This window comes from Reyranella soli (assembly GCF_007992495.1).
Taxonomy (GTDB): Bacteria; Pseudomonadota; Alphaproteobacteria; order Reyranellales; family Reyranellaceae; genus Reyranella; species Reyranella soli.
The window spans coordinates 39,272-49,058 of the sequence record NZ_BKAJ01000110.1 but is presented as its reverse complement, the minus strand read 5'-3'; the positions used below and the strand labels follow the sequence as shown (position 1 = coordinate 49,058).

Sequence of the window (9,787 nt, the reverse complement as noted above, 5' to 3'; positions counted from 1 at the left end):
GCGGCGGGTCCAGCCGTTGGCCGGCAGCTCCAGCTGCCGCGCCAGCCCGCCGTCGTTGGTGAGCAGCAGCAGGCCCTCCGACATGAAGTCTAGCCGGCCCACGGTGACGACGCGCGGCATGCCTTTGGGCAGCGCATCGAAGATGGTCGGCCGGCCCTGCGGATCGCGCGCCGTCACCAGCTCTCCCGTGGGCTTGTGATAGCGCCACAGCCGCGCCCGGTCGGCGTCGGGCAGGGGCTTGCCGTCGACTTCGATTCGGCTTTCGTCGGTGACGGTGAAGGCGGGCGTGTCGAGCACCTTGCCGTCGACCTTGACGCGGCCGGCGGCGATCCAGCGCTCGGCGTCGCGGCGCGAGCAAAGGCCCGCGCGCGCCAGCCGCTTGGCTATTCTCTCGGGTTCGCTCACTTGGTTGCTGCCGCTCCCAGGAAGGCGCGGAAGAGTCTGGCGTCGCCCTCGGAGATCAGGAATTCGGGATGCCACTGCACGCCGATGCAGAAGCGATAGCGCGGCGCCTCGATGCCTTCGATGACGCCGTCGGGCGCGGTGGCGTTCACCACGATGCCGGCCGGCGCGTCGGCCGCCGCCTGGTGGTGGGCGCTGTTCACCTGCAATTCGTCGGCGCCGACTATACCGTGCAGCTGAGTGCCCCTGGCGACCTGCACGGTGTGGCCGGGCTCGTTGCGCGGGTTGGGCTGCTCGTGCGCCAAAGCCTCGGCGATGGCGTCGGGGATGTGCTGGATCAGCTTGCCGCCCAGCACGACATGCAGCAGCTGCTGGCCGCCGCAGATGCCCAGCACCGGCTTGTTCCGGTCGAGCGCGCCCTTGGTGACGGCGAACTCGAAGGCGGTGCGGCGGTCCTTGGTGATGACGGTCGCGTGCGCGGGCCCGCCACCGTAGTAGGAGGGGTCGACGTCGAACGCCCCGCCGGTCACGACCAGGGCATCGATGCGCTCGAGATAGTCGCCGACGCGGTCGGGCTCGTGCGGCAGGGCCACCGCCAAGCCGCCTGCCGCGTCGATGGCGTCGAGGTAGTTCTGGCGCAGCGCATACCAGGGAAACTTGGAATAGCCCCCCGGCTTTTCTGCATCCAGGGTGACTCCGATGAGGGGACGGGGCATGCCCGCGAAGATATCACACTTTAGGACTTCGCCGTGATGTTGCGTGGCACGTCCTTGAACGGCTTGTTGGTGTCGACGCTGTGCTCCTTGGGCATCTTCAGCACGCGCTCGGAGATGATGTTGCGCTGGATCTCGTCGGTGCCGCCGGCGATCGAGGTGGCGGGGACGGAGACCAGGATCTCGGCGATGACGCCGCCCATCGGGCTGTCTTCGCCGGTCAAGAGGGCGTCAGCGCCGGTGATGTAGGTATGCACGCGGGCGGCCTGGCGGGCCACGTTGCTCGACACCAGCTTGCCGAGCGAGCCTTCCGGCCCCTGCGGCTTGCCCTGTTCCTGCGCGGCCCGCGCGCGGCGCGCCGTCCATTCGGCGGCCTTGGACATGATCAGGAGCTTGGCGATCTCCTGGCGGATCACCGGGTCCTTGAATTTGCCCGTGGCCTTCGCCCGCTCCATCACCAGGTCGACGCGGCCCGCTCGCTGCGGATACCACTTGTAGGGCTCCATGGTGGAGGCGATCTCGGCCTTCTCCTCCTCGTAGATGCGGCCCTTGCGGCTGGAGGCCTGCGCCCAGCTGCGCAGGCCGTCGGCGCCGCGGCGCTCGTGCATCAGGGTGGTGGTCGCCACGGTCCAGCCGTCGCCCACGTCGCACACCATCATCTCTGGCTCGACGATGGCATCGGTGAAGAACACCTGGTTGAACGAGGCATGGCCGTTCATCTGCTTCAGCGGATGGACCTGCACGCCCGGCTGCTTCATGTCGAGGATGAAGTAGGCCAGCCCCTTGTGCTTGGCCACGTCCCAGTTGGCCCGCGCCAGCAGCAGCCCCCAATGCGCCTTGTGGGCGCTGGTGGTCCACACCTTCTGGCCGTTGATCACCCACTGGTTGCCGCGGCGGTCGGCGCGGGTGACGGCACCCGCCATGTCCGAGCCGCTGCCCGGCTCGCTGAACAGCTGGCACCAGGTGTCCTCGCCGGTGAGGATGCGGCGCAGGAACTTCTCCTTATGCAGGTCGGTGCCGTGATCGAGGATGGTTGCAGCGGCAAGCGTGCGGATGCCGGCCTTGGCGACACCGACCGCGCCGATGCGCGCGAACTCCTCGTCGACGATCGGATTGAAATGGACCGGCAGGCCGCGGCCGTACCACTCCTTGGGATAGTGCGGCGCGCCCCAGCCCGATTCGATCAGCTTGGTGCGCCATTCGACCAGGCCGTAGTCGGGCTTCCAGTTGGCTTCCAGCCAGGCGCGGACTTCGGCGCGGACGGAGTTTTCGGTCTCTTCGCTCATGATCGGGGCCCTCAGTGCTTCCAGTGCTGCATCATGAGTTCGCGATGCTGGTTGGCATCGCCGAACAGGATCTCGCTGCTTTTGGCCCGCTTGAACCAGAGATGGGTGTCGTTGTCCCAGGTGAAGCCGATGCCGCCATGCATCTGCACGGCATGGATGGCCGTCTGCAGGTAGGCCTCGGCGGCGCAGGCTTTCGCCAGCGAGGCGAGGGCGGGCAATTCGTCATCGCCCTCGTCGAGCGCGGCGGCGGCATAGTAGGCGGCGGACTTGGCCAGCTCGACATCCACCAGCATGTCGGCCGCCTTGTTCTTGGTGGTCTGGAACGAGGCGATCGACCGGCCGAACTGCATGCGCATCTTGGTGTAGGCGAGCGCGTCCTCGCGCAGCCGCTCCGCTCCGCCCACCATCTCGTTGGCGAGTAAAACCGCGGCCTGCTGCATGGTTTTCGCGAACGGCGCGGCGCCGGCGCCCGCCTCGCCCAAGATCTTGGCCTCGACCGAGTTGAAGGTGAGGCGCGCGAGCTTGCGCGTCTCGTCCATGGTCTTGAGCCGCTTGCGCTCCAGGCCCGGCGAGTTGCCGTCGACGATGAAGAACGAGAGCCCGTCCTCGCCCTGCGAGCCCGGCCGGCGCGCCACCACGACGATCAGGTCGGCGGTATGGCCGTCGAGCACGAAGCTCTTGCTGCCTTCCAACCGCCAGGCCGCGCCCGACTGCGTGGCCGTCATGGCGACACCCTCGGCATCGTTGCCCCCGTCATCCTCGGAGAAGGCAAGCGTGGCAGTCTTCTCGCCCGCGGCGATCGCGGGCAGCAATGCCTGCTTCTGTTCCTCGGTGGCGGCATTCAGGATGGCGTTGGCCGCCAGCGCCGTCGACAGGAAGGGGGCGCAGAGAAGCCCGCGGCCCATCTCCTCGAGCACGATCGCGAGATCGGCCTGGCCGAAGCCCGCGCCGCCATAGGCCTCGGGAATATGTATGGCGGTGAGGCCGAGCTCCTGGTTCAGCTTCTGCCAGCCGTCGCGCTCGAAGCCCTGGTCGGTCGCCATCAGGCGGCGCACCTCCTTGGTCGGCGAGCGCGCCTCGAGCGCGCGCCTGAGGCTGGTGCGGAACTCCTCTTGCTCCGGCGTGAAGCTGAAGCGCATGACATACTCCTCCCGACCCGATGTTGGCGCTATTTTCCCCCTTATGACCGGAACGACAAGAGCGTCACCCATGGAGCGCGCGCTCCGCGAGGCGCGGTTAGCCGCAGAGCGGGGCGAGGTGCCGATCGGCGCCGTGATCGTGGGCCCCGACGGCGCGATGCTCGCGGCCGCCGGCAATCGCACCGAGCAGGACCGCGATCCCACTGCCCATGCCGAGATGCTGGCGATCCGCGCCGCCGCGGCCAAGCTCGGCGCGCCGCGGCTGGTCGATTGCGATCTCTATGTCACGCTGGAGCCCTGTCCGATGTGCGCCCAGGCGATTTCATTCGCCCGCATCCGCCGGCTCTACTGGGGCGCCGCCGATCCCAAGGGCGGTGGCATCGAGCACGGGCCGCGCATCTTCGACCAGCCGACCTGCCATCATAAGCCCGAGCTCTACCCCGGACTCAGCGAAGGTGAAGCGGGCGAGTTGCTGCGCGTCTTCTTCAGGGAGCGGCGCTGAGACGTCCTCGCAGAAAATCCGATATCTCTCGCTTGAAGCGCTGATGGATGGCGGCGCGATCGGTACCGGGCGGGTCGCTGCATGGCTCCGGCGCCAGCGCCGCCAAAGCCGGCGAGCAGACATCGACGAACACGAAATGACTGCCGGGTACGATGACTTGTTGCGGCGGCTTCGGTAGCGCTTTGGCAACTGCCAGGGCGTTGCCCTCGGGCCGGAGATCGGACTGCGACGTCGAGTAGATCAGGGCCGGCAGATCGATCGACGCGAGGCCCTCGGGATCAAACGGCGCACCATAGGGTTCCAGGAGAACGAGTGCTTTCAAAGGGAGCACATCGTCCGATTTCGGGCTCGGCGGCACCTTGGCCCAGGAGCCATCGATGGCGATGCCGTCGCAGGCCCTGATGTCGTCCGGATGATCGTGGCAATAGGCCGACAGGTGCGCCAGATCGACGATCGCCCCCGCGGCGATGAGCGTCACCGCCCCGCCGAACGAGAAACCTGCCATGGCGATACGATTGGGATCGGCGCGTTGGAAAAAACGCGGATCCGCCAGCAGCGAATCGAGCGCCTTATGCATCTGTCGCGGCCGGTCGACGAAAGGCTTCTCGGTGGCGGGATGGAACGGCGCCACGACGATGAAGCCCTGCCGCGCCAGATGGAGCAGAAGGGCGCCTTGAGCCAGCGGCGTTCCCGGCCTGCTGCCGCCGCCGTGTGAAAACAGGACAATGGGGAAGCGAGCGCCGGCGGCGACCGGGGCGTCGCGGCTTGCCAGCAGCCTGAACGGTCCGTCTTCGATCGAGGCCTCGGTCGCTTCCGTTGGATAGGCGATCAAGGCCTCGAACGGCGTGGCATCCTGAACCGCAATGCGGGTGACGCCGGCCCGGAACGATGGTGGATCGGCGAGCGCGGTCGATGTGCCGATGACGGCCAGCAGAAGGCTGTAGACAAGGCGACGCAAGTCACTTCTCCGCGGCTTGGGTGATGCGCCCCGAGCCCGCGACCTTGCTGCGCAGGTCGGCGGGTCGGGTGAGTAGCTTCACGTCGCCGGAGCCCGAGATGCTGATGTCGGCCTGGTCCTTGGGCGAGGCCTCGACCTTGCCGCTGCCGGAGATGTGGATCGTGGCCTGCTTGGCCAAGAGCTCGCCGAGCCTGGCGTCGCCTGAGCCCGAAACGTTCACGGTCAGGTGATCGACGGCGCCCTGCGCCCGCATCGAGCCGCTGCCGCTGATGCGCAGCGTTAGCTCGGGCTGGCTGACATTCTCCATCACGAGGTTGCCCGAGCCGGCGATGGCGATGCGCTGGAAGGCGCGGCCGGGCAGGGTGACTTCGAGCGAGCCGCTGCGGCCGCGGCAGCTCAGCGTGAGCCTGCTGCCGTGCACGCGCACATGGTCGACTGGGCCGGGGGCGCCACGCACGACGATCTCATTGCCCTCGCCAGCGCGCAGACGCACGGTGCCGGGCAGTGACAGCTCGACGCTGTCGCCGCCGTCCCAGGCGAGCCGACGTTCGCGCGAGCCCGTACTGTCACCGCAATTCGATGTCCATCTCTCGGCGAAGCCGAACGTGTCGACGTCGCGGCCGCCGATCGCATAGGCGAGCGACAGCGAGGCGATGCCGATGCCGAGACCGCCCACCGCGATCCAACCGAGATTCCTGATCATGTGATCCTCCGCTGCGGCTCAGGCCGACTGCTCGGCCTTGTTCAGGAGCGTGTAGTGCAGGCGCGCGAAGCGGCCGAGCAGGCGCACCGCGTAGTCCAGCGCCATCAGGAGCAACGCGCCGCCGCCGATGCCGATGCCCAGCAGGCCGAAGCCATAGAGCCCGCGCGTGATCGACTTCAGCGCGAACAGGCCGTCCCAGCTCAGCACCTTGGCGAGCAGCACGATGCCGGCAATGCAGAGCGCGATCAGCACGATCGCGATGACGAAGGCGGCGAGCAGAAGCCCGCCGATCAGCGGCAGCAGGAACACGAAGTCAACGGCGATCAGCGCCAGGAAAGCGAACAGCACGGCGAAGAAGCTGGCGGGCGAGCGCTCCTCTTCCCAGCGGCGCAAGCCCGCTTCGGCGCGCAGCTCGCGTGCGAGTCGCAGCGGATCGCCCAGCGCCTTGGCGATCTCTTCTTCGCTGCGGCCTGCCGCGCGGCCCTCGGCGAAGTGGGCGGCGTAGTCGACGATGATATCGTCGATCTCGTCCGGCGGCATGCCGGTCAGACGTCCGCGCAAGGTGTTGAGGAATTCGGCTTTGGTCATCGGTTGCCTCCTGCGATCTTGGCGGCGGGCCCCGCCGACCGGCCTTCCAGCACCCGGGCAACGGCTGCCGTGAAGGTGTTCCATTCGGTCTTCTGGCTGGCGAGCGCGGCATGGCCCGCCTTGGTGAGCTGGTAGTACTTGCGCGGCGGCCCGCTGCTCGATTCCTCGAGGTAGGTCCGTACCAGCCCGTCGGCCTGCATGCGCCGCATCAGGGGATAGATCGTGCCTTCACCCATGCCGATCTCTTCGGCGAGCCGGCTCGCGATGTCGTAGGCGTAGCCGTCCTGGCGCGCCAACAGGGCGAGCACGCACATGTCGAGCACGCCTTTGCGCAGCTGCACCAACAATGATTCCGTCACGACATGGCCTCTGCACTATAACGCATGACCCAGTACCTTGCACAACAAGGTAGTGAGTGGTAGAGAGCTTGTCCAGAGGTAATCGTCATGCGCCTGTTTGCGATGCTGATAGCTGTCGTCGTCTGGTTTGCAGCACCCAAGGTCGAGGCCGCGGGCTTCAGGTTCATCGACATTCCCGCCGATGCACACGGTCCAGCGCTGACGGGGGCGGTCTGGTCTCCCTGCACTGAGCCGCCACAGGAAATAAGGCTTCGCCAGGCCACGATCGTCGCGACCAGGAATTGTCCGGTCGCCGGCAAAGGGCTGCCGCTCATCGTCATGTCGCACGGCTCGGGAGGCTGGTTCGGCGCTCATCGCGATACCGCTGCGGCGTTGGCCGATGCGGGCTTCGTTGTCGCCGCCATCGATCATCCCGGCGACAACGCGTCGGATCGCAGCCGTATCGATACCTTGTCGATCCTGAGCGACCGTCCCACCGACATCAGGCGCCTGACCGATTTCATGCTCGACGGATGGCCCGAGGCAGCGACACTCGACCATCGGCGCATCGGCTTCTTCGGCTTTTCACGCGGCGCCTATACGGGCCTCGTGATCGCGGGCGGCCGGCTCGACATCCTCGGGATCGCCCCGCTCTGCTCCGAAGGCTTCATCGACGGTATGTGTGCCGAGATCGACAAAGGTCATATTCCCGCTCGGCGGCCGGCCGCGGATCCACGCTTCGCCGCTGCCGTCCTGGCCGACCCGGAGTTCGGCCGTACCTTCACGCTCGAGGGACTGGAGGACGTGAAGATTCCGATCCAGCTCTGGGCGTCGGAGCGTGGCGGTGATGGCGTGCTGCCTGAAGATGGTGAGGCAATCGACGAAAATCTGCCGGCCAAGCCCGACTATCGCGTGGTGCCCAACTCGGGGCATTTCGCCTTCATCGTCCCCTGCTCAGCGGAGGCCGCGAAGGCATTGCCGGAGGTCTGCGTCGACGCCGGTGATTTCAATCGCACGGCCTTCCACAAGGAGTTCAATGCCGCCGTAGTCGCGTTCTTTCGCAGGCACCTGACCGAAAGGGTCGTCCGATGAGCGCTCCAATCGCGGCCGCCTCGCGCTATCACGCGCTCGATGCCTTGCGCGCGGCCATGATGTTCCTCGGCATCTACCTGCACGCCGCCGTCGCCTACTCGCCGATCGGTGGATGGCTGTTCAAGCCGCCGCAGCTCACGTCGACGCTCGACTACTCGATCATCCTGATCCACGTTTTCCGGATGCCGGTGTTCTACGTCATGGCCGGCTTCTTCGCGGCTCTCTTGCTCGAGCGCTACGGTTCGCGGCGCGCCATCGCCAACCGGTTCTGGCGCATCGTCGTGCCCTTCGTGGTCGGCTGGATTGCGATCTATCCGTTGGCCATGTTCATGGCCGCCTACGGCCGTCGCGGCCCCGAGCCCGCGATCGACTTCCTCCTGTCGGGGCGCTTCCTCGACTACGCTCATCCATTGCATCTGTGGTTCCTGGAATACCTGATCGTGCTCTATGGCCTGGCGGCTATCGTCGTCGTGGCGCTTCCTCGCGTCGCGCTACCCGGCCTGCGCGCGAAACTGCTCCGCCTCTTCCGGACGATCGCGCAGTCGGTGTGGGCGCCGCTGCCGCTCGGCGCGCTGTCTTTCCTTGCCTTGCTGCCGACGAAGTATGCCGGCCTGGACGATCCGCCTGGCTTCGTGCCGGCGCCGCACCTCGTGGTCGCCTACGCCATCCCCTTCGGCTTCGGCTGGCTGTTGTTCGCCAATGCCGATCTGCTCGATGTCCTGCGCCGGCGTGGCTGGCTCTATACGGCAATCGCGGTTCCAGCGTGCATCGCCTATCTCGGCCTGCTGTTCTCCTTCGCCGACAGGGGCGTGGCCTTCTATGCCACACGCGCCGTGCTTGCGCTCGCCATGTGGTGCCTGATCCTGGGCATCACCGGCCTGTTCCTGCGCTACCTCTCAGGCCACAGCGCGCTCAGGCGCTATCTCTGCGATTCCTCGTACTTCCTCTATATCGCCCATCTGCCGGTCATCATGCTGTTCCAGCTGATCCTGCTCGGCGTGCCGCTGCCGCCGCTCGCCAAGGTCGTGCTGGTCCTGGCGGCAACCATCGCCGTGCTGCTGCCGGTCTATCGCTATAGCGTGCGGCCGACCGTCATCGGCGCGGTGCTGAACGGCCGGAAACATCCCGGCGCGCTCACAGCCACGGTCGCTGCCGCCGATTAGGGCTTCACGAACTTCAGCACGAACTCGTCCTTGGGCTGCGGTGGGTCCGGCGTGTTCTTGTCGCGCGGATCCTTCGGGTTACGCAGGAAGTTCCCTTCCGCCGCCAGCTTGAAGCCGGCCGCTTCGACTTCCTTGCGCAGAAACGCTTCCTCGATGCGATGCAGCGTGCCGGATTCCGATATGCCGGTGCCGGGCCGACCCGAATGATCGGCGATGACGTAGACGCCGCCGCGCTTGAGCGCCTGGAAGATCGCGCGATTCATGGCCGCGCGATCGACGCCGAGATGTCCGAGGTCGTGATAGTTGAACATCAGGGTCACCAGGTCGAAGTCCGGCAACTCGGGCGGTACGGGATCCTCGAACGGGCGGACGACGGCGGCAATCGGCGCGGCCTTGATGTCGGCGGTCCTGAGAGCCCGGTCGCGGGCTTCCAGGGCGTCGGGCGACGGGCGCGGTGCACCGGCCGCCGGCGCGGGTGCCACAGCGGCAGCCGTTCCGGACGTCGCCGTCGGATTGCTGTTGCCCTCAGGGGCCGGCGGCGGCGTGGCCGGACGGCTGGGATCGCGCGGCCGGCTCTGGCCGTAGACCACGCCTGACGGCCCGATCGCGCGGGCCAGCAACTCGGTGGTGTAGCCACCGGCCGCGCTGAGATCGAGCGCGGTCATGCCGGGACGGACGCCGATGAAGACCAGCATCTGCTCGGGCTTGCGCCGTTGATCATTGGTGCGATCGGCGGCGCTGCGATCGGGACTCGCCACGATCTGCTGGGCCTGCTCGGCCGTGAGCGGTGCGGCCTGCTGGGCCGATGCCGGCTGGACAGCGAGCAGCAGGCCCGCACCGGCAGTGACGGCCGCTAAAAGCGTCTTTCGTCGGATGATCATCCGCATCTCCTCTGGATCGCGC

The 9,787-nt window shown here is 67.2% G+C and carries 12 protein-coding genes; 3 read left to right on the top strand and 9 right to left on the bottom strand.

From position 1 onward, the window contains the following. The 4 genes from RSO01_RS29685 to RSO01_RS29670 form a co-directional block, all read right to left on the bottom strand. Positions 1–405, bottom strand: a 405-nt coding sequence (locus RSO01_RS29685) for a pseudouridine synthase (protein ID WP_373867961.1), incomplete at its 3' end; no start/stop codon positions are given. Next, positions 402–1,118 carry a gamma-glutamyl-gamma-aminobutyrate hydrolase family protein gene (locus RSO01_RS29680; protein ID WP_147154180.1) on the bottom strand — a complete coding sequence of 239 codons (717 nt, stop codon included), beginning with the start codon at positions 1,116–1,118 and terminating at the stop codon, positions 402–404. The genes RSO01_RS29685 and RSO01_RS29680, both read right to left, overlap by 4 nt. Positions 1,119–1,138: 20 nt before the next feature. Beyond that, positions 1,139–2,401, bottom strand: a complete 1,263-nt coding sequence (locus RSO01_RS29675; RefSeq protein WP_147154179.1) for an acyl-CoA dehydrogenase family protein — start codon at positions 2,399–2,401, stop codon at positions 1,139–1,141. Positions 2,402–2,412: 11 nt separating this feature from the next. Beyond that, positions 2,413–3,540: an acyl-CoA dehydrogenase family protein gene (locus tag RSO01_RS29670; RefSeq protein ID WP_147154178.1), complete on the bottom strand. Its 1,128-nt coding sequence runs from the start codon at positions 3,538–3,540 to the stop codon at positions 2,413–2,415. A 70-nt stretch (positions 3,541–3,610) separates the two neighbouring features. Here RSO01_RS29670 and RSO01_RS29665 point away from each other — a divergent pair, with 70 nt between their 5' ends. After that, on the top strand, positions 3,611–4,042 hold the full coding sequence (locus RSO01_RS29665) for a nucleoside deaminase (RefSeq protein ID WP_147154177.1): 432 nt from the start codon (positions 3,611–3,613) through the stop codon (positions 4,040–4,042). Here RSO01_RS29665 and RSO01_RS29660 read toward each other — a convergent pair. The 4 genes from RSO01_RS29660 to RSO01_RS29645 are packed head-to-tail and all read right to left on the bottom strand — an operon-like array spanning position 4,026 to position 6,650. Next, positions 4,026–5,000, bottom strand: a complete 975-nt coding sequence (locus tag RSO01_RS29660; RefSeq protein ID WP_147154176.1) for an alpha/beta hydrolase family protein — start codon at positions 4,998–5,000, stop codon at positions 4,026–4,028. The genes RSO01_RS29665 and RSO01_RS29660 overlap by 17 nt on opposite strands. A 1-nt stretch (position 5,001) precedes the next feature. Further along, complete coding sequence (locus tag RSO01_RS29655; protein WP_147154175.1) at positions 5,002–5,703, bottom strand: GIN domain-containing protein; 702 nt, start codon at positions 5,701–5,703, stop codon at positions 5,002–5,004. Positions 5,704–5,721: 18 nt separating this feature from the next. After that, on the bottom strand, positions 5,722–6,291 hold the full coding sequence (locus tag RSO01_RS29650; protein WP_147154174.1) for a DUF1700 domain-containing protein: 570 nt from the start codon (positions 6,289–6,291) through the stop codon (positions 5,722–5,724). Then, positions 6,288–6,650 carry a PadR family transcriptional regulator gene (locus tag RSO01_RS29645; RefSeq protein ID WP_174825966.1) on the bottom strand — a complete coding sequence of 121 codons (363 nt, stop codon included), beginning with the start codon at positions 6,648–6,650 and terminating at the stop codon, positions 6,288–6,290. Before RSO01_RS29645 ends, RSO01_RS29650 begins: the two co-directional genes overlap by 4 nt. A gap of 87 nt (positions 6,651–6,737) precedes the next feature. Here RSO01_RS29645 and RSO01_RS29640 point away from each other — a divergent pair, with 87 nt between their 5' ends. Together RSO01_RS29640 and RSO01_RS29635 are read left to right on the top strand one after the other, a co-directional pair. Beyond that, on the top strand, positions 6,738–7,721 hold the full coding sequence (locus RSO01_RS29640) for an alpha/beta hydrolase family protein (protein WP_147154173.1): 984 nt from the start codon (positions 6,738–6,740) through the stop codon (positions 7,719–7,721). After that, complete coding sequence (locus RSO01_RS29635) at positions 7,718–8,884, top strand: acyltransferase family protein (protein ID WP_147154172.1); 1,167 nt, start codon at positions 7,718–7,720, stop codon at positions 8,882–8,884. Before RSO01_RS29640 ends, RSO01_RS29635 begins: the two co-directional genes overlap by 4 nt. Here RSO01_RS29635 and RSO01_RS29630 read toward each other — a convergent pair. Then, a complete protein-coding gene (locus RSO01_RS29630) occupies positions 8,881–9,765 on the bottom strand; it encodes a class I SAM-dependent methyltransferase (protein ID WP_147154171.1) in 885 nt (294 codons plus the stop codon). The two genes, RSO01_RS29635 and RSO01_RS29630, sit on opposite strands and share 4 nt — an antisense overlap. Between the last annotated feature and the right edge of the window lie 22 nt (positions 9,766–9,787).